This is a genomic window from Chryseobacterium sp. BIGb0232 (assembly GCF_024810195.1).
In the GTDB taxonomy this organism is placed as follows: Bacteria; Bacteroidota; Bacteroidia; order Flavobacteriales; family Weeksellaceae; genus Chryseobacterium; species Chryseobacterium pennae.
On sequence record NZ_JANUEH010000013.1, the window covers coordinates 1 to 19,052 of the forward strand.

The following is a 19,052-nucleotide window of genomic DNA, read 5'->3' on the forward strand; positions in this document are numbered from 1 at the left end:
GGGAGTACCTACCTTAACTGAGACAATATCTTCAGAAGGAAGAAGCACCAAAGGACTTCCTGTGATGAGCCTGGTAAAGAATATTGAAGATGACAACTGGTCCAAAAACTACACCTATTATGACACCAAAGCAAGAGCTATTGGAACTCATTCTATCAATCATTTAGGGGGTTATACCCAAACAGAATCCAAGCTGGATTTTGCCGGAGTAGCTCAAAATGTTGTTACCAGACATAAAAGACTGGCAACCGATACAGAAACAGTGATCACAGAAAATTTTGAGTACGATCACCAGAACAGGCTGCTTGTCCACAAACATCAGGTGAATTCCAATCCTGTGGAAATCCTTACCCAGAATACATACAATGAACTTTCCCAGCTGGAATCTAAAAAGGTGGGTGGAATTTCTGTAGGAACTCCACTTCAGCAGATTAACTATAAATACAATATCAGAGGCTGGATGACTAAAATTAATGATCCTGCTAACCTGAATGGGAAGCTGTTTGGGTATGAAATAAAATACACTAATCCAGTTAATCCACTCTATGCCACTGCAAAATACAACGGTAATATCGCAGAAATAGACTGGAATACCCCCAACGATAATGTATTGAGAAGGTATACCTATGATTACTATGCAGATAATAAACTGAAGTTTGGGCATTACTCTGAACCCTGGGCAACAGTACCTCAAAACAGTTTTTACAGTGAGTATATTATTTATGACCTTAACGGAAATATCAGTCAGTTATACCGTAATACTAAGAACTCCACTACTGGAGTCGCAATGCAGATTGATGATCTTACTTATAGCTATGCCGGAAACAGGCTTTTGAATGTAAAGGATAATGCTCAAAATAATTTAGGATATGTAGGAGGAGGCAACACCATCTCCTATGATGATAATGGGAATATGACCACTCATCCGGATAAAAAAATATCTTCCATAAGGTATAATTATCTGAATCTGCCCCAGCAGGTTACCCAAGATTCAAAAACAACTTATTATATCTACAGAGCGGATGGAACAAAGGTTAAAAAATCAGGAATTGCTGGCTTAGCTACAGATTATCTGGATGGTTTCCAATATACAGAATCGAATTTGAAATTTGTTCCTACTTCAGAAGGTTATTTTAATTTTGAAAATAATAAGTACATTTACAATTACGCAGACCATTTGGGAAATGTACGATTGAGCTATTTCAAAAATGGTACGGGAATAGAAGTTCTTGAGGAGAATAGTTATTATCCTTTTGGGTTGAAACATGAAGGGTATAATATATTAGGAGGTAATCCAAACTATAATTATAAGTACAACCGAAAGGAGTTGCAAGAGACCGGTGCGTACGACTTTGGAGCTCGCCAATACATGCCAGACATTGGAAGGTGGGTCGTAGCGGATCCGCTGGCGGAAAAAATGAGAAGATTTAGTCCTTATACTTATGCGGGTGATAACCCTATAAGGTATATAGACCCAGATGGTAGAAAATTTATTAATTTTGACGAAAATGGAAACTATACTGGTACTACAAAGGATAATTGGTGGCATAACTTATGGAATGGAAGTAAGGGAAGAGTTGTAAAAAGTGATGGAAGTACACAGCAGAAATTTAGATTTGCTGATCCAAAAAATGATGTTGCTGATATACAATCAGGTAAAATAAATAAACTTGAATTTGTTACAGAAAAACAAGTCCGTACATTAGTTAGATGGTCAGGAGCATTTGATCCTAAAAATAAAGCGAGTAATAGGAGTCTTTCTGAAAGATATGATTATATAAAAAAAGAAGGAATAGGCGGAGGAAAAATGGATTTTGCTTATACACAAGTACCTAAAATGTTTCCAAATGCAAAACCAAGTAACCCTACGACCAATACTTCAAATACAATATTTTTAGTTGAAGGTTTGGCTCATAATCAGAACAATTTTGGGAATTTTTTATTTGGTACATCAGGTCGTGCTATGCAATTCGCAGGATCTGAATTATCGTTAGGAGCACACTATAATAGTGTAGTTAATTCTAACACAAATGGTTATAGTAGTCAGTTAGATTCTTCTGATGATCAACTTTCTATATCTAGTGGAGTACTTTTTTCAGATAAGTATAATTATGGAGATATGCAAACTCAAATAACTGTAGGAACTCCTACACCAGCTAATACACCATAAAACTAAATCAAATTAAAAAATGAAAAAAATTATTTATTATTTATGTCTATTGTTTATAATATCTTGTAAAAATAATTATGAAAAAGAATTTATTAAAAGATATTCGAATTATGATTTTTCAAAATATCAAGGGAGGGAGATTTACGTAAGAGGGTTTTCTTCTAGAAACTCTCCAATAATATTTTTAGAAAGTATGAAGAATAATAATTTTGTAAGACTTACGATAAATTATAATAAACAATCTAAGAGTATTATTGATATAGAAGAAAGTTATCCAAAAGATTCTTTAAAAGAGAATTTAAAAATTAATGCTAATAATCAACTGAAAAAACTAACAACAGACTTTGTTGATATGGATATTTATTATTTAAAAGTAGATAGTTTAGGTAATGTATATGTTAAACCTTCTGCTGAGGAACATTCTCCAGTCATAGGAAAGTTTATTTCAGAAGAATATAGAAAAAAGATATTTGTAAAAAGTATTTCTCTAAAAAATGGATGGTATGAAGAAATTAATGATTAGATAGTTTATCAGAATAAGATTGAATTATTTGTAAAAAACCACTACGATTTCGCAGTGGCTAGTATGATCGAAATACAAATCTCTATTGTATAGATTATTTTATGAAATAGAAAGAGTTGATTTTGCTTATCATTCGGCTAAACTGCTATGTAATATATTGACAAACTGCTACAACCTTCGCTGCCGTATGAATCCTTTCGTGTGATATTTTTATTAACAATTTTTTATCTTTACCAGTATAAAGATCATTTTGAGAAATGTCAGTATAAGTTTTGATAAAGACAACATAAGAGTTCTTGAATCACAGATACCAATGATTACTATCCATTTGGGATGAATCACCTCAATACCGGAAATACATTCTTTGGACAGGGTACTTATAAGAACTACAAGTACAACGGCAAGGAATTGCAGGAGACAGGAATGGATGATTATGGGGCAAGAATGTATATGTCAGATATTGGAAGATGAGGAGTTGTTGAGCCAACTAGCGGAAAAGTCTAGGAGATTTTCACCATTTGCGTATGCAATGGATAATCCATTAAGATTCATTGATCCAGATGGTAGACAAGTCGATGATTGGAGAAACAAGAATGGACAGTTAGTTTATGATACTAAAAATAAAGGGACACCTATTAGATTAATTTCGTGTAGTACTGGAGTTTTTGGTGATGGTGCAGCATATCAATTATCAAGATATTTAAAATCTCCAGTAACAGCTCCTACAAACTTAGTTAGGGTATTAAAAGATGGTAGTTATCAGGTTTTTGGGGGTGGAAGATTTAGAACATTTTATAATACAACAATGAAATATATAGGGTTTATAAAAGAATATGATACAATTCCTGAAGCTTTGGAGTTAGAAGCATACAGAAATGCAGAAATATATAATAGTGTAAATAAAAATAAAATTCTTGATTATTTAAAAAATGGAGAAGTAGCTTTAGCTTGGATGGGTGTTTTTATTAATGTAGAAAGTCAAGACTTTATTGGGCCTCAAATATATTACACTGATGGTAATTGGATATGGCCATCTTATTTAATTTATTACTTAGAAAATGATAAAAACTTTTGTCTAGAAAATAATTTTGAGGAGTATTTACAAGAAAATAATTTTATAAGTCAAAAAATTCCAAAAGATAAACTTACTGAAATTGAAAATGATTTTATTATGAAATTAGAAGATGGAACCACTCTGCAAAGTTTGTAACTTTAAGGATTTAAATAAAAAAAACCGCTAGCGCGAGCGTCATGCTCGTGATAATAATAACAAAAGTCACCCCTCGCTGCCGCACGAATCCTTTCGTATGGGTGAGATAATAATAAACAGCCACTGCTATTTTTGCAGTGGCTGTTTACTTTCTTAATAAAACAAATTTTTATTCTTTAACTTTGTCTTTTTCAGTACCTATGAATATCTTTTAGTATTGAAATTTATATCCAATCAAAAAATAATATAATGTCAATTACCAGCGATGATCAGTTAATCGGAATGCAAAAAGTAAGTGAGGCGGTTGCCTATACTTTAAAAGAAATGACACAATATGCCCAGCCAGGGATGACTACAAAAGAGCTTGATGAATATGGGGCCAAAATACTCGCCGGTTTCGGAGCCAAATCTGCACCTTACCTTACTTATGGATTTCCGGGATGGACCTGTATAAGCGTAGATAATGAATTTTGCCACGGGATTCCTACCGATCAGAGAGTTTTGAAAGAAGGGGATCTTATCAATATTGATGTTTCCGCTGAACTCAACGGATATTGGGCAGATAATGGCGGTTCTTTTGTGATAGGGAAAGATGTCAATCAGCATCAGAAATTGGTAGAAGCTTCCAAAGATATTCTTCAAAAAACCATTGATAACATTAAAGGAGGGGTGAAAATTGCTGATATTGGATTTTTAATGGAGACAGAAGCGAAGAAAAGAGGGTTTAAAGTTATTAAGAACCTCGGTGGACATGGAGTAGGAAGAAGTTTACACGAACAACCTGATGAGTTGCTAAATTATAAAAACCGTTTTGATACCAGACGTTTTAAGAAAAATTCTGTGGTGGCTATTGAAACATTTATTTCCACTTCCTCAAACCTTGCTGTAGAATTAAAAGATGGCTGGACTATGGTAGGGAACAAAGGCGGCTATATGGCACAACATGAACATACTATTTTAATCACTGATGGAAAACCAATCATTCTGACCCAAATGAATGAAATCCTGAACTGATATCTTCCATTCTCCGATTTCCTTTCCTGAACCCCTTTGCTTTAAAATTGTTAATGAGAAAATACTTTGCTATATTTAAAGAACCAAACCATTCATAAACTATTCACTATGAAAAAAGTTCTTTTAACCATTCTTGGAATTCTCGTTATTCTTGCAGCGATAGTATTGATTAAAACATACACCTATCCTTTTAAGAAAAATCTATCAGGAGCCGGAGAAGGATGGAAGCCTGTAAAAAATGATTCCGCAGTATCAAGATTTTCCGGAGGGATAAAGATTCCTACCGTTTCTACAGGTAGCTTGGGCGAATTTAATTATGCCCCTTTTGATCAGTTTAAAGAATATCTGAAAACAACCTATCCATTAGTATATCAAAACACCGAAAACATAGAGGTTAATAAATACGGACTGGTTTTCAGGCTTAAAGGAAGTAATCCAGCATTAGAACCCATATTGTTTCTTTCCCACATGGATGTAGTTCCACCGGGAGATGCTGATATAAAAAATACAGATGAAAATGTTTTCAGACCGGATGATAAACCTTCCGAGTCAGTTTCAAAAGTTGCTGAAGATTGGGAATATGCCCCTTTTTCAGGAGCAGTGGCCAATGGAAGAATCTATGGAAGGGGAGCAATAGACATGAAAGGAATGCTTTTCTCTTTGATGGAGTCTATGAATAATCTGATTAAAAGCAAGCAGATTCCTCAAAGAGATATCTATTTAGCTTTTGGTTTCGATGAAGAGGTAGGTGGAAAGAATGGAGCCATTCAGATTGCAGATTATTTTAAGAAAAAAGGATTGAAGTTCGATGCTGTATATGATGAAGGCGGATTGATCATGAAAAAAGGAAATGTAGCAGGAGTAGATGCGGATGTAGCAGTTGTAGGATGTGCTGAAAAAGGCTTTCTATCTGCAAAAATAAAAGTAAAAGGCCTGGGTGGTCACTCCTCAATGCCGCCTATGGAAAGTGCTATAGGAAAAGCAGCCGTTATTATGCAAAAACTGGAAGATGATCAGATGAAACCTGTTATCACTCCACTGGTAAAAGATTTTTTTGATAATATAGGCGGAGCAATGCCCTTTACAACAAGGCTGGCTTTGGCTAATCAGTGGCTTTTAAAACCGTTGTTGATCTCACAACTAACCAAAAGTAATACAACCAATGCATTGGTACGAACTACAACAGCGTTAACGATGATGAAAGGAAGTGACGGAACCAATGTGCTTTCTCCCGAAGTTGAGTTTGTTGTTAATTTCAGACTACTTCCCGGAAATACAGTGAAAGATGTTCGTGACCATATCGCAAAAGCAACCCAGGGTTTTGATGTTGAAATTGAAGAAATCGACAATACAAGAGAAGCTTCGTCAGTATCTCCATCCAATACAAAAGCGTTCAAACTGATTGAAGCAGGAGTTAAAGAAATTTACCCCGGAGCTATTGTTTCACCCTATCTTACAATGGCTGGAACCGATGCAGGGAAATACGAAATTGTAAGCAAAAACGTCTACAGATTCATGCCGATCAGGATCAATAGTGCCGAACAGCAAAGTATCCACAGTACCAATGAATATCTGAGCATAGAAAACTACCTGAAAATGATCCATTATTTTGAATTCATGATGAAGAATTATGATAAGTAGGACGAGGTGTGTAAGATGCATTTCTAGTTGGATGAATATGTCAATTGGTTGTTAATCAGTTTGTTTTACTTGTTGGTTTTTATAAGAAATGGAATTATAATTGATATTTAATTGCTTAGAATTGTTAATTACTGATTAAAGTTTCTCATCTCAGATTTCTTTTTCTTTTTTCATAAAAAAAATAATACGTCAAGTTTTGTCGCATTACGGTAATAGCTTTGTCCTATCAAAATTACAGAGCTATGGAATTGCCATTTTACTTAAACTTTAACGACTTTGAAAACCATTATTATGATCAGCTTGAAAAATGGTTTGAAGAATATCATAATACCAGTGAGGCAGATTATCTGAAGACCCTTGCAGGCTTATATGCTCCTTATCTCTATTATAATTTTGCTGATGACAGCCTGCAGGCAGATGCCACCATTGAAATTAAAGATTGTTTCTTTCCCTATCATGAAAAGATAGGTATTTCATTCTGTACAGGCTGCGAACATAGTACATCACCCAAAAAAGGAATGAATCATGTTTTTGAATGGAAAACTATTTCCATGATGGAATATGCCCAGCATATCCTGGATAAGATCAACCGCCATTGCTCAAAAAATAAAGAAGCCCTGAGTGGTCATAAAAATATTCTGGATTACATCAATGATTATGATATTGTAACTTCCCGTGAAGGAGCCGGATATTGTGTGAGCTATAACAGACATCAGATGACGATTCCTTTTCTTAAAGCTTATCTTCCGTATTATGGACAGACCGTAGATATAGCGCTGTACAGAGATTTTATTTTCTCCATTGTACAGATCGCAGAATTTATCGATCAGAAATTAAAGATCATTCAGGCTTATGAACATACCATTTATGCCCAGTCAAGGGCAGAAGCTAAATTCAAGGTACAGATGAGCCGCCAGTTTCTGACTCTTTGCAACTAAAATTTTACACCAACATTCATATTTAATTATATTACGGAGAATTTATATTTTCCAGCGAAAATCCCGGTCAGCAATGACTGGGATTTTTAGATTTATTTTAATCAAGATGATCCTGATCGTTGGTCTCTTTCTTTTTATAAGGAATATTCCAGATGAGGTCCGCTGCAATATAGTGAACTCCACCATGGTGAATACTTCTGCTTCCTCTGATCAGATCATCCATATAACCAATATCTACTGTAAAAGGAGAGTTGGGGATATTGAACATATAATAAGCTGCCAGCCGCAGCTCCCGGTATCCGAAAGAATTCCAGTGCTGGTCATGTTCGTTGAAGTGACTGATAGAAAATAATGCTTCAGCACTTATTGCCAGCTTCTGATTATTCTTTGGAGATAAATTATAGGTCAGTTGGCTTTTGACACGCGTTCTGAGTTGGAAATCTTCATCCACTTTATGAAAATCAGCATCAAAAAATTTTCTGAATTCCTGACGAACTGTATTTTTAAGTTTAAATTTTTTACCCAGATCAAAAGTATAGGCATACCGGCCATAAATTCTGAATTCCTGTTCTATATTTTCCCTGTCATAAGGAGCTTCTTTTTCATATTCAGGTTGTCGTCTGTAGCTTAAAGCATAACTGTATTGCTGATGAGGAGCAAAAGAATGATAAAACTCGTGGTTTAATACAAAAATAGCCTGTTTAGCAAACAGATTATCATTGTCAGGGCTGCTTTTACGTCCTATAGCAATATAGCTCATGGTTTGCTTCTTTCCCAAAGAATCAAGATTACGTTTCACTCCAAACGCTGACCAGAATGCAGTGTTGGCATCTCCAAGGCCTGGTGGGCTGATCTGTGCTTTTACAAAGCTTGCTAAAAAACCTGTGATACTTAATAAAATGAAGACTTTTTTTATACCGAACATCATGATAACTGCTTTATTCTTAAAGTTAACATCTGCGAAATCATAAGGTTAGATGAAAATATCTAAGATGCGCAGAGAAAATATTTTGTCATAACAAATTTATAGGGGTTTATGAATATAATGTTTATCCAAAATCCTTAAATACTGTTTAAAAACATGACAAAATAAATAGACGACTTTGGAAAGATTTAGGAATACAATTATTCAATCCCCATTTTTTCCTGAGAACAGTCAATGTAAATTCTTTTATTTAAAAAGATTTTATTCCCCAGCATTCCTGTCATCCCGGAAAATTTCATCAGCATATATTGAGTCTGGGAAAATCCTTCTACATAGGTAACTTCACTGAGTAGAATATCTCTGTTTCCAAGACCAATCAACTCATGACTTCCTGTTGTATGAGTTATTAAAATATGGGGCCTCGACTGAGCTTTTTCCGTTTTAACTTTTGACTGCGGCAGTCTTAAGATTTCCCAGTTTTCCTTATTTGTAAGCAATTCATAAGCACTGGTTCCGGAGTCATAAAGGAATTTTTCATCCTTTCCTTTTAAATTACCGTTAATAATGATTTTCCTCTTTTTGAATTTAAAACCCATAAGATTATTCCGAAACTCATCCGGCTCTTGGGACATATTGAAAACAATATGTTGATCTCTGAAATTGATCATTGTTTTCCTGTTTTCAAGAATATCAGCTCCTAATGTTCCTATAATTTTAACAGGATCATTTTTTTCCAAAGCTTTTCCTGTATTGGATATTTTGATCTTATCAGATGTAATTTTCGACTGACCGATATAAAATGAGGATATCGCCCTTTCATTTCTGAAGGAGATTCCTTTCAGCTTTTGTATTGCTTTACTGTAAAATTCCGTGTCTGCAGCTCCTGTATCAAACTGAAGATAATAAGTTGTGGTGTCTTTAGGAAAATGAATGGGGACCATCAGTGCATTTTTATCATTTCCCATCCATTTGATGGGTACAGCTCCGCTTTCATCTTCAACCCTTAAATAATTCTTTTCAGGAGTGAATTTCTGATCAAAGTAGAGATATCCGCTTAATCCTGCAATAGCAATGATCATTAAAACAGATATCACAATTTTCTTAAATGTTTTCATGCTGATTTTTTAAGCAAGATTCGGAAATCTTACGTGGCTTTTGCACAAAAACAATACGACAGTTTTACGACATTTTTATGTCCTTGATTATAAAAAGTTGGTTTTCAGTTTTATACTTAAATCCTGGTTTTGGTTTAAACTGATTCCATTCTTGATAATGATCAATAATTTTAAAACTAAAAATAGAATTAACGGAATGATAAAAAGTGGAAATTTGAGTGAAAGAAACTTTTGTATAAACGGGCAGATAATCATTAATAAAGAAAAAATAGCTGAGATAATGATCTGTATGCAGATAATACTTTTCCCAAGCTCTCTGCTTTTGAAATCTTTGGTCTGATAGGTTAAAATAGCAGGAAGAATAATACTTCCATATGGAATAATGAGACCGGCAAGAGCAGAAAAATTAATGGTTTTGGCCTGTTGAATGTCAATTTGTTCTTCAGGAATAACAATAAGATTCTCAGGGTGGGTGTTCAAAGCCTGAGCCAGTGTTTTTAAAGTAAACCCTTTAAGAATGCTTCCACCTTCAATCCTTTGAACGGTCCGAAGGGAAAGTCCGGATTTCTCAGCAAGTTCATGCTGAGTCATATTCATTTTCTCCCTCAAAATTTTAACCTGGTTTTTCATGATCTGATAACTGTGGGTTTGTAACTGGCAGCTAATTTAGTAAAAAGGCGTATTCACGTAATAATCTATTGCATTTACACTTCAATAAATTGATGCAAGTTCGATTGTGGATAACTTGTGGATAATTTATTGATAAAATGTGGAAAAGTCCATGTTTTAATTTTAAAAAGACTTTAAACCGGCTTGTATAGGGTAGTGATAAAAATTCTTACCTCAATAATTTAAAGGAATCATTCAAAAGGGAAATGATGATTTTTATCTTTTATTTAGAATAATTCAAATTAGTATGGTGTGAAAACTTGTTTATCCTTTATTTTTGCACTTTTATTTATAATTATTTTAAATAAGACTGAAAAATGATACAATCAAATGAATGTGAGCTTCCGTTGAAGTCAATACCTCCTGTCTTGAAAGTAAAGCGGGAGAACATTTTAACAGGTAAAATAATACAATGGTCTAAACCATTTCTGATTTTTTTCTTTTCCCTGACATGCTTAACCCTAATAGATGCACAGGATCTACAGGGGGATATAACCGGTAAGATCAATATGGTGGATGGGCAGCCTTTAAGAGCGATATCAGTTTCTTTATTGGAGGCAGATCGGCAGACATTGACCGATGATGATGGAAACTATCGCTTTGTAAATGTGAATGCAGGCTCATATACTGTAAAATTGCAGATCTTAGGATCTAAAGAAATACGTATTCCTGTTGAGGTAAAGACAGGGGAAACCACTGCGCTGGATTATCAGTTATCCAAAGAAAATATCCAGGCCATACAGGAGGTGGTCATCATGAAAAATGTGAACAGATTTTCTAAAAAAGAAAGTGGATTCGTTGCAAGGCTTCCTTTAAAAAATCTGGAAAATCCTCAGGTTTACAATACTGTGACCAAAGAACTTTTTCAGGAGCAGGTAGCAGTAGATCTTGGAAGTATTTCTAAAAACGTTCCGGGTGCCGGTGTTCCTATGATTGCCAATCAGGGGAGAGTAACCTTTCGTTCCAGAGGATTTGAAACAGAACCTAACGCTCGGAATGGAGTGGCAGGAGCTGCCTTTTCAGTAATTGATCCTGTCAACTTAGAACGTATTGAAGCCATAAAAGGACCTTCCGCAACATTATTCGGGAAGAGTGTGGCAAGCAGTTATGGTGGAGTTTACAATCGTGTCACGAAAAAACCTTACAATAAATTTGGTGGTGAAGTAGGCTATGTTGGCGGAAGCTGGGATTACAACCGTCTGACAGTAGATGTGAACACTCCGGTGAATAAGGACAGGACAGCTCTTTTCCGTCTTAATGCTGCCGGAACTTTTGAGAAAAGCTTTCAGGATTTAGGATTCACCAATTCATTGGCTATTGCCCCAAGCTTCTCATACCAGATCAATGACCGTATGTCGCTTCTTTTGGATGTAGAGTTTAATCAGGCTAAAGGAACCTCTGTAGTACGTTTTAATCCTTATACAGGAAGTAACAAAACACAGTCTATTGCAGATATGAAGTTTCCTTATTACAAAAACTTCCTGGGTGATGATCTTGCTTATGAAACGCAGATGATGAATATCTTTGCCCAACTGAACTATAAAGTTTCAGAAAACTGGACTTCCCAGACGATTATATCCCGTGCAAGATCTACAATTAATGGTTATATTTCTGCCATTAACGGAAAAACAGATTCTACAGCAAGTGCTCAGGTAATGGTAGGAACTACCTCCTTTATCGCAACAAATATTCAGCAGAACTTTATCGGAGACTTTCATATCGGGCGTTTCAGAAACAGAATGGTGGTGGGCTTGGATTATTATAACAATTCTAATCATTTTGACCGTTATCATACCAATACAAAAGTGTTTAATTTCGTTCATCCTTCAGCAGATTTCAGAGTTAATCAGAATACCATTGATGCCCTTACCGCTACTTCTGTAGCCAGAAGAGAGAATAATAGTGACAATACTTATGCTGCCTATGTTTCGAATGTCTTCAATGTAACAGATCAGTTAATGGTGATGGCCAGTCTGAGAGTAGACCGTTTTCAGTTTAAAGGGGTCTACGATATTGCTACAGGACAAATAAAAGGAGGGTTGAGTAACAGCGGAACCCAGACAGGACCTTATGCACAGACAGCACTTTCTCCTAAACTGGGGCTTGTGTATGAAATCCTGAAGAATAAAGTTTCCCTGTTTGGAAACTATATGAACGGCTTCAATAACGTAAGTGGAGTAGATATTAATGGAAATTCATTCAGACCGGAATATGCCAATCAGCTGGAATTGGGAGTAAAAGGAGATCTTTTCAATCACAGGCTTGTGGGAACGTTAAGTTATTATAACATTCGTGTTGATAATATATTAAGAACCAACCCGGATGATATCAATTATTCTATACAGGACGGAACTCAGCTGAGTAAAGGATTTGAAGCAGAATTAACAGCCAATCCTTTTGATGGGCTTAATATTGTGGCGGGTTATGCTTACAATGACAGTAAATTCACGAACGCCAATCCTTCCGTTAATAGTTTAAGACCTGCATTATCCGGTCCTGCGAATATGTTCAACTTCTGGATCAGCTACAGGGTCCCGCAAGGCAAATTAAAAGGCCTTGGAATAGGAGGAGGTGGAAATATGGGATCTTCTTCCTATCAGACCAATACCCAGACTGCTAAAGTGATTATCCCATCCTATACAATGTTTGACCTGGGGATTTTCTATGACCAGCCAAAATACAGGGTAGGATTGAAATTTGATAATATAACCAATGAAAAAGCCTGGTCGGTACGTTTAACACCACAGGCACCAGCCCGTTTCTTAGGAAGTGTTTCTTTGAAATTCTAAAATAAGATTTTAATAATTGATAACGAAAAGTCCCGGGTTCATAGGATCCGGGACTTTTATTTATAATGATTTTCTGAGTTTTTATTTCATTGATGGATGTTTGTTCAATTTACCGTTTAAGATAACTTCCATCCTCCATCCTCCATCTTCCCGCTTCCGTCCTCCTAATTAATCCAAAGGCAATAATTATTACGGTATCTTATCTTTGCGTAAGAAGTTCCCAAGAATATTCCAGGAGTATTGTCCTGCCAATCCTGCCTGATTATATAAAGTCCGGGCATAGTGGGTTTAAAGAAAGCTTTATTGTTTTCGTTTACCAGAATGTTCTTTTCCCAGTTTTCAGGGTTAAAAATCCTCAGCACTGTTCCTTTCTCTGCCGGTTTCATATCACGGTATGGGAAAATAGTGTAAATTCCATTTTTTTCAAAAAGTCTTATATCCATCAATGGAAGCGGAGGATTGTTACTGGATGGGATTCCCACCTGATAAGCCCCACACATAAAATCAATAGGCCGCACATTTTCCTGTGGATTTTGAGACCGTACCAAGACGGGCTGTTGGTCATTCATTCCTAAAATCCTGTAAGTTCCTTCCTGATTCGGAATAAAGGTTCCTACCCAGTGATCTCCCATAAGTTGCAACTCAATTTTTAATTTTTCTCCCTTTGCATTGTAAAGAAAAAAAATAAAATCTTTGATTCTCTGAAATTCTGGACCGGTAGAGCGGTGTCGCTCACTGAGGTCGTCAATAAAACCATAGCATACCTCAATTTTAACCTGATCTTTTATTTTTCCCGTTCCATGAATTTCCATCCAGTAAGCACTTGCTTTTGTGAGATGGGGGAAAAGAAAAGCGCTTAAACAAAACAGCAAAGAAAGCGCTGTCTTTATTTTATACATATGCATTGAATTATAGTGATCCTGCAAATTTAAGGAAAAGGATGAATCCTATGTTGTAGCTTAAAACCAAAACTGCGATATTTTAAAAAAATACCGCAGTAAACTTGGTTATAATGATTGATTTATGTTATACTCCTGTTCTGCACATAGCATCCCAGGTAGTCCAGAAATGGGCATTAATAGCTCCAATAGGAGGATTGGTGCTGTCTGCCACAATACCTACCATAGAGGCACAGTTGGAGTTACAGCCTATTTCATTGTGACTTCCTGCCTGAGGGGGAATTTGTCTCCATGTACCTGTGGAACCACTTAATAATTCTACTTTAATCTCAAAGATCCCTGATAGATTTGGGGTCTGGATCTGTTTTGTAGGATTATCGCTGGAGATAGAATCGCTCCAGTTTTCCTGTGAGAATGTTACGCGCCATTTGGAAATCATTTTAGCGGTCTCATTTTGAGGGGAAAGATATACCCAGAATTGTGCTCCGCCACCCAGTTGTAACTGGCCGGATGAATTGGCATTTACGCTTGTTGATGTCATCTTAAATTGGTTTTTGTGGTTATTTTATAGACCAAAGTAACGAAGAACAAAACGGATAATGTAGAGTATAAATAACCAATTGTAGAGTTGAGTAGAAATACTTAGATGAATGGAAAATTGATATTCTGAAAAGATTTAAAAAAACTAGTAAAAAAGGGTAAGAGGACCTGAGCATTCATACAGAATGATAATATTTTTTAAACGCAAAGTTTTACTGTTATATTCTGTAGATTTTAGGGAGCAAAGTTGGAATCAATGGAATAAGCTGACACATAAACCAAATCGCTTCATCAGCGACATAGCTACATTTCTTAGCTTCCTTAAAGTATAAAGATTTTTATCATAAAACGTTGTGTCAAATTAATCCACAAATTATTGGCCGTCAAATGTTTAAAAGGGTGTGGAAACAAAAAAGTCTTAAGTGTAAAACCTAAGACTTTTTTTTGCAGAGAGGAAGGGATTCGAACCCTCGATACAGTTACCCGCATACTACCTTTCCAGGGTAGCTCCTTCAACCACTCGGACACCTCTCTATTTGAGATTGCAAAAATAGGATATTTTCTTTAAATACCAAATTTTTTACTGCATTTTTTCAGCCGTAATTTCTCCGCAAAGGCTTTTGGTAAAGTTATCCGCGAAACTTCCGGAGTAATTAGGATTGTCTATCAGGTGCATAGCTTTTGTGATAGCCGTTTCTGCTGTCATATCTCTTCCACTGATCGCTCCGATCCTTGAGAAGATATTACTGTTCTCATACTTGCCAAACGAAATTCCACCAGAGATGCATTGACTTACTACTACGATCTCTGTACCATTATTTCTGATCTCCTGAAGAGTTTCCTGAGTCTTTTCACTGCTGAAAATGGTTCCCGAACCGAAAACCTGTAGGATCAGGACCTTCATTTTAGGAATTTCTCTGAAGTGACTCAGATGCATACCCGGAAAAATTCTCCAGAACAGAACATCCTCAGAGATATATTCGTCAACATGAAATTCAATCTCAGGATCACAACGGAAAAGATTGTCTTTGAGAATATTTAAATGAACTCCGGATTGCCCAAGAATAGGGTAGTTCGGACTTGCATATGCATCAAAATATTCGGCAGAATACTTAAGTGTTCTGTTTCCTCTCAAAAGTTTATATTCGAAATAGATGGCAACCTCCTGAATGACTGCTTCGTCATTTTCATACAGACTTGCATAATACAGACTTGTCAGAAGGTTTTCCTTGGCATCGGTTCTCAGATCACCAATTGGAAGTTGTGAACCAGTCATGATTACAGGCTTTCTTAAACCTTTTAGCATGAAACTTAGAGCAGAAGCGGTATAAGACATCGTATCCGTCCCATGAAGGATCAGGAAACCGTCATAGTCATTATAGTTCTTCAGGATATAATTGGCGATTACTCTCCATTCTTCAGGTCCCATATCTGAAGAATCCAGTGGTTTGGCAAAAGGATGTACGAAAACTTCACATTCCATAAGCTTCATTTCAGGCATCTTTTCGAAGATATTACCAAAATCAAAGGCACGCAGACTGCCGGTTTCATAATCTTTTTCCATACCGATGGTTCCTCCGGTATAGATGAGCAGGACTTTTCGTTTCATGTATTATTTTTAATTAAGAATGATCCCGATTAAGGATCATAGCCCAAAATTACGTTAATTTGCAAAGATTTGAAAATGAATAAAGGCTTATGATTAAATTTTATAAGAATAAGATTGTAATTATAGGCTTTATATAGAGCTATTGAAAAAATAACTAAATGCAGATGAAAGATTTAGCACAAACTTATAAATATTTAAAACAGTTTTTAACAGAAGAAAGATTATCAAAGATTGAACATTTTTCCCAGGAAAGTTCTGATTTTGTACTTCCGGTGGTGGAAGATATCTATCAGTTCCGGAATGCAGCAGCCATTGTACGCTCTGTAGAGGCCTGTGGTTTTCATAAAGTAGTGGCTTTGCAGGAAGAATATAGCTTTGAACCCAATCTTCGGGTTACCAAAGGAGCAGATACCTGGGTTGAGGTTGAAAAAATGCCACGTAATATGGAATCTTTTCAGGAAATTAAAGACCGAGGCTACAAAATTGTAGTGGTTTCACTGGAAAATAATGCTAAAATGTTACCCGAATATGAAATTACGGAACCTATGGCATTGGTATTCGGGACAGAAATGGAAGGAGTTTCTCAGGAGATTCTGGATTTTGCCGATGAAACACTGGCGATTCCGATGTATGGCTTTACAAGAAGCTTTAATGTTTCCGTGGCAGCTTCAATCTGTATGTATGAATTGAAACAGAAGCTGATAAAATCCGGTATTGATTATAAACTAGATGAAGAAAAACTGTTAAGAATGAAAATCCTTTGGACAGTAAACTCTATAAGAAGCGGGCAGCAGATTTTTGAAAAGTATCTGAACGAAAATAACATTGATTGGAAATAATCAGTTAAAATATAAAAAGGAGGTCGCTGAACCTCCTTTATTTTTTATAGATAGATTAAAAATCCATTAGCTATATCATATTATAATAATTCCACGCTGCTACAAATACGCCTGCCGTTTCAGTTCTTAACCTTTGATTTCCTAATGAAACCGCTTTAATTTTCTGTTCAGCCAAAAATGCAATTTCCTTTTCAGAGAAATCACCTTCAGGACCAATTAAAAAAGTAATCTCTTCCATTGTAGGAATACTTTTGAGTTCCATTCTTTCAAGATTTTCATGACAGTGGGCTACAAAAGTATTTTCAGAATTAATATCCTTCAAAAAATCAGTTAGCTTTACCGGATCATTGATCACCGGAAAATGAAATCTCAGACTTTGTTTAGAGGCAGCTACAGCCTGTTTTCTTATCTTATCAATATTAATATTTTTACGTTCCGTTTTTTCTGTAATAATAATGCTGATTTCTGAAATACCCATTTCTACAGCTTTTTCCACAAAAAATTCGATACGGTCAATATTTTTAGTAGGAGCAATGGCAATATGAAGTTTCGGATTGAAATCCTTTAGGTTCTCTTTAATTTCAGATACATCAATAGCAGCTTTCTTTCCTTCTATAACGAGTTTTCCCGAAGCTAACGCTCCATTTCCGTCCGTTACATAAATTTCCTCTCCCTGCTTCATACGAAGAACTTTTACAATATGCTGCTGTTCCTCGTCGTTGATGATTACTTTTTTGCCTTCTATTTCTCCGTAAAATAATTTCATATATCCTGAGTTAAGAATGCAACTCCTGTTTTTATAGTCGTATAAATATCTGTATCACATTCACGGTAAGTACACATGAATATTTCTTCTATCCACTTATTATTAATAAAAATCAGATTTAAATATTCCTGCTTTCTTAAGTTATTTTTTATAGATAAATAATCACCTTCTTTTGGTGTATAGGGAAAGCTGAAAACTTCTTCTGAATTTATTGTTTCAAGAATCTCCTCTTTTACATCCTGAATATATCCTTTTTCAGAGCTTGCCGGAAAATAATCCATAGTGTCTTCCGGATTTTCAATTTTTCCTGTAATGGTTTCTAATACCCAATAATATTTTGAGTTCTTTTTAGAATGCGTTCCCAGTACTTTTTCTTCTAAGAGTATTTTCATAAGTCATATTTTGCGGTCGCAGTAGTTTTCAAATCTGTAAATTCACCTCTTTCGAACTTCAGCTGTGCTACCATAGCAATCATGGCTGCATTATCGGTAGTGTATTCAAATTTTGGAATGTAGATATTCCAGTCTAATTTTTCTTTATTGTCTTCCATTGCCTTTCTTAGTGCAGAATTGGCAGAAACCCCACCTGCAATAGCCACTTCTTTCACCTCAAGATCTTTGGCTGCTTTTTCAAGTTTGTTCATCAGGATCTCAATAATACATTTTTGTACGGAAGCACAAAGATCGTTGAGGTTTTCCTTAATGAACTCAGGATTTTTTCTGACTTCTTTCTGAATGAAATATAAAACGGAAGTTTTTATACCACTGAATGAATAGTCATAATTTTCCAGTTTGGGTTTGTTGAATGTAAAAGCATTGGGATTTCCTTCTTTGGCAAGTCTGTCGATAATAGGACCGGCAGGATAATCCAGATCAAAGATTTTTCCGATTTTGTCAAAGGCTTCTCCGGCGGCATCATCAATGGTTTTTCCGATAATCTCCATGTCAAAATAGTCTTTTACCAGTACGATCATGGTGTGGCCTCCACTTACGGTAAGACATAGAAATGGAAAAGTAGGCGGCACAGGATTTGCATCCTCGATGAAATGGGCCAGAATGTGAGCTTGAAGGTGATTAACTTCAATTAACGGAACATTAAGACTCATAGCCAGAGACTTAGCAAATGATGTTCCTACAAGAAGTGATCCCAAAAGTCCGGGGCCGCGTGTAAATCCTATAGCAGAGATTGCATTTTGTTGTATATTTGCTTTCGTAAAAGATTTTTCAACAACGGGAATAATGTTTTGTTGATGGGCTCGCGAAGCCAATTCAGGAACCACACCTCCATATTCTTGATGGATGGTCTGATTCGCAGCAATGTTTGAAAGAATAGAATTCCCCTTGATGATAGCTGCTGAGGTGTCGTCGCAAGACGATTCAATACCTAAAATTATAGAGTCGCTCAT

18 protein-coding genes and 1 tRNA gene are annotated in these 19,052 nt (G+C 35.7%); 9 read left to right on the forward strand and 10 right to left on the reverse strand.

The genetic code is table 11. The features are described 5' to 3' along the window. The 7 genes from M2372_RS21705 to M2372_RS21735 form a co-directional block, all read left to right on the forward strand. The coding region (locus M2372_RS21705) for an RHS repeat domain-containing protein (RefSeq protein WP_148060826.1) at window positions 1-2,170 on the forward strand (2,170 nt) is incomplete at its 5' end. 19 nt (window positions 2,171-2,189) lie between these two features. After that, window positions 2,190-2,693: a hypothetical protein gene (locus tag M2372_RS21710; protein WP_148060825.1), complete on the forward strand. Its 504-nt coding sequence runs from the start codon at window positions 2,190-2,192 to the stop codon at window positions 2,691-2,693. Window positions 2,694-3,026: 333 nt separating this feature from the next. Further along, window positions 3,027-3,164, forward strand: a complete 138-nt coding sequence (locus M2372_RS21715; RefSeq protein ID WP_185018960.1) for a hypothetical protein — start codon at window positions 3,027-3,029, stop codon at window positions 3,162-3,164. Further along, window positions 3,154-3,903 carry a hypothetical protein gene (locus M2372_RS21720; protein WP_185018958.1) on the forward strand — a complete coding sequence of 250 codons (750 nt, stop codon included), beginning with the start codon at window positions 3,154-3,156 and terminating at the stop codon, window positions 3,901-3,903. Before M2372_RS21715 ends, M2372_RS21720 begins: the two co-directional genes overlap by 11 nt. 249 nt (window positions 3,904-4,152) lie before the next feature. After that, window positions 4,153-4,917 carry a type I methionyl aminopeptidase gene (gene map / locus M2372_RS21725; protein WP_115973594.1) on the forward strand — a complete coding sequence of 255 codons (765 nt, stop codon included), beginning with the start codon at window positions 4,153-4,155 and terminating at the stop codon, window positions 4,915-4,917. 108 nt (window positions 4,918-5,025) lie between these two features. Next, complete coding sequence (locus tag M2372_RS21730) at window positions 5,026-6,558, forward strand: M20/M25/M40 family metallo-hydrolase (RefSeq protein WP_123321392.1); 1,533 nt, start codon at window positions 5,026-5,028, stop codon at window positions 6,556-6,558. Window positions 6,559-6,800: 242 nt separating this feature from the next. Continuing rightward, window positions 6,801-7,496: a hypothetical protein gene (locus M2372_RS21735; RefSeq protein WP_123321391.1), complete on the forward strand. Its 696-nt coding sequence runs from the start codon at window positions 6,801-6,803 to the stop codon at window positions 7,494-7,496. Window positions 7,497-7,593: 97 nt separating this feature from the next. Here M2372_RS21735 and M2372_RS21740 read toward each other — a convergent pair whose 3' ends face one another. From M2372_RS21740 to M2372_RS21750, 3 genes are all read right to left on the reverse strand, one after another. After that, window positions 7,594-8,424, reverse strand: coding sequence for a DUF2490 domain-containing protein (locus M2372_RS21740; RefSeq protein ID WP_123321390.1), 831 nt, complete (start codon window positions 8,422-8,424; stop codon window positions 7,594-7,596). Between the two features lie 197 nt (window positions 8,425-8,621). Beyond that, window positions 8,622-9,536 carry a hypothetical protein gene (locus M2372_RS21745; RefSeq protein WP_123321389.1) on the reverse strand — a complete coding sequence of 305 codons (915 nt, stop codon included), beginning with the start codon at window positions 9,534-9,536 and terminating at the stop codon, window positions 8,622-8,624. 87 nt (window positions 9,537-9,623) lie between these two features. Further along, window positions 9,624-10,166: a helix-turn-helix domain-containing protein gene (locus M2372_RS21750; RefSeq protein ID WP_123321388.1), complete on the reverse strand. Its 543-nt coding sequence runs from the start codon at window positions 10,164-10,166 to the stop codon at window positions 9,624-9,626. Between the two features lie 356 nt (window positions 10,167-10,522). Here M2372_RS21750 and M2372_RS21755 point away from each other — a divergent pair, with 356 nt between their 5' ends. Further along, complete coding sequence (locus M2372_RS21755) at window positions 10,523-12,994, forward strand: TonB-dependent receptor domain-containing protein (RefSeq protein WP_123321387.1); 2,472 nt, start codon at window positions 10,523-10,525, stop codon at window positions 12,992-12,994. Between the two features lie 164 nt (window positions 12,995-13,158). Here the strand turns inward: M2372_RS21755 and M2372_RS21760 are convergent, their stop codons facing one another. From M2372_RS21760 to M2372_RS21775, 4 genes are all read right to left on the reverse strand, one after another. Beyond that, a complete protein-coding gene (locus M2372_RS21760; RefSeq protein WP_148060824.1) occupies window positions 13,159-13,893 on the reverse strand; it encodes a hypothetical protein in 735 nt (244 codons plus the stop codon). 127 nt (window positions 13,894-14,020) lie between these two features. Next, a complete protein-coding gene (locus M2372_RS21765; RefSeq protein ID WP_123321385.1) occupies window positions 14,021-14,434 on the reverse strand; it encodes a hypothetical protein in 414 nt (137 codons plus the stop codon). A gap of 446 nt (window positions 14,435-14,880) precedes the next feature. After that, window positions 14,881-14,967 (reverse strand) — tRNA-Ser (locus M2372_RS21770). A gap of 46 nt (window positions 14,968-15,013) precedes the next feature. Then, window positions 15,014-16,042, reverse strand: coding sequence for an asparaginase (locus tag M2372_RS21775; protein ID WP_123321384.1), 1,029 nt, complete (start codon window positions 16,040-16,042; stop codon window positions 15,014-15,016). Between the two features lie 164 nt (window positions 16,043-16,206). Here M2372_RS21775 and M2372_RS21780 point away from each other — a divergent pair, with 164 nt between their 5' ends. Next, window positions 16,207-16,881, forward strand: coding sequence for an RNA methyltransferase (locus M2372_RS21780; protein ID WP_228455796.1), 675 nt, complete (start codon window positions 16,207-16,209; stop codon window positions 16,879-16,881). 70 nt (window positions 16,882-16,951) lie between these two features. On the opposite strand, the gene M2372_RS21785 is transcribed toward M2372_RS21780, so the two are convergent. Genes M2372_RS21785 through tsaD form a run of 3 tightly spaced genes read right to left on the reverse strand, consistent with a single transcriptional unit; the run spans window position 16,952 to window position 19,052 of the window. Continuing rightward, the gene (locus tag M2372_RS21785; protein WP_115972859.1) at window positions 16,952-17,647 is read right to left on the reverse strand and encodes a 16S rRNA (uracil(1498)-N(3))-methyltransferase; all 696 of its coding nucleotides are present in this window, start codon (window positions 17,645-17,647) and stop codon (window positions 16,952-16,954) included. Continuing rightward, on the reverse strand, window positions 17,644-18,039 hold the full coding sequence (locus M2372_RS21790; RefSeq protein WP_123321382.1) for a hypothetical protein: 396 nt from the start codon (window positions 18,037-18,039) through the stop codon (window positions 17,644-17,646). Before M2372_RS21790 ends, M2372_RS21785 begins: the two co-directional genes overlap by 4 nt. Continuing rightward, window positions 18,036-19,052: a tRNA (adenosine(37)-N6)-threonylcarbamoyltransferase complex transferase subunit TsaD gene (gene tsaD / locus M2372_RS21795; RefSeq protein ID WP_123321381.1), complete on the reverse strand. Its 1,017-nt coding sequence runs from the start codon at window positions 19,050-19,052 to the stop codon at window positions 18,036-18,038. Before tsaD ends, M2372_RS21790 begins: the two co-directional genes overlap by 4 nt.

Excerpts from the sequence above, each read along its gene's own strand:
- map (WP_115973594.1), top strand. The coding sequence starts at position 4,153 with ATGTCAATTACCAGCGATGATCAGTTAATCGGAATGCAAAAAGTAAGT.
- M2372_RS21715 (WP_185018960.1), top strand. The coding sequence starts at position 3,027 with ATGAATCACCTCAATACCGGAAATACATTCTTTGGACAGGGTACTTAT.
- M2372_RS21780 (WP_228455796.1), top strand. The coding sequence starts at position 16,207 with ATGAAAGATTTAGCACAAACTTATAAATATTTAAAACAGTTTTTAACA.
- M2372_RS21740 (WP_123321390.1), bottom strand. The coding sequence starts at position 8,424 with ATGATGTTCGGTATAAAAAAAGTCTTCATTTTATTAAGTATCACAGGT.
- M2372_RS21750 (WP_123321388.1), bottom strand. The coding sequence starts at position 10,166 with ATGAAAAACCAGGTTAAAATTTTGAGGGAGAAAATGAATATGACTCAG.
- M2372_RS21760 (WP_148060824.1), bottom strand. The coding sequence starts at position 13,893 with ATGTATAAAATAAAGACAGCGCTTTCTTTGCTGTTTTGTTTAAGCGCT.
- M2372_RS21755 (WP_123321387.1), top strand. The coding sequence starts at position 10,523 with ATGATACAATCAAATGAATGTGAGCTTCCGTTGAAGTCAATACCTCCT.
- tsaD (WP_123321381.1), bottom strand. The coding sequence starts at position 19,052 with ATGAGCGACTCTATAATTTTAGGTATTGAATCGTCTTGCGACGACACC.
- M2372_RS21710 (WP_148060825.1), top strand. The coding sequence starts at position 2,190 with ATGAAAAAAATTATTTATTATTTATGTCTATTGTTTATAATATCTTGT.
- M2372_RS21735 (WP_123321391.1), top strand. The coding sequence starts at position 6,801 with ATGGAATTGCCATTTTACTTAAACTTTAACGACTTTGAAAACCATTAT.
- M2372_RS21730 (WP_123321392.1), top strand. The coding sequence starts at position 5,026 with ATGAAAAAAGTTCTTTTAACCATTCTTGGAATTCTCGTTATTCTTGCA.
- M2372_RS21790 (WP_123321382.1), bottom strand. The coding sequence starts at position 18,039 with ATGAAAATACTCTTAGAAGAAAAAGTACTGGGAACGCATTCTAAAAAG.
- M2372_RS21785 (WP_115972859.1), bottom strand. The coding sequence starts at position 17,647 with ATGAAATTATTTTACGGAGAAATAGAAGGCAAAAAAGTAATCATCAAC.
- M2372_RS21765 (WP_123321385.1), bottom strand. The coding sequence starts at position 14,434 with ATGACATCAACAAGCGTAAATGCCAATTCATCCGGCCAGTTACAACTG.
- M2372_RS21745 (WP_123321389.1), bottom strand. The coding sequence starts at position 9,536 with ATGAAAACATTTAAGAAAATTGTGATATCTGTTTTAATGATCATTGCT.
- M2372_RS21775 (WP_123321384.1), bottom strand. The coding sequence starts at position 16,042 with ATGAAACGAAAAGTCCTGCTCATCTATACCGGAGGAACCATCGGTATG.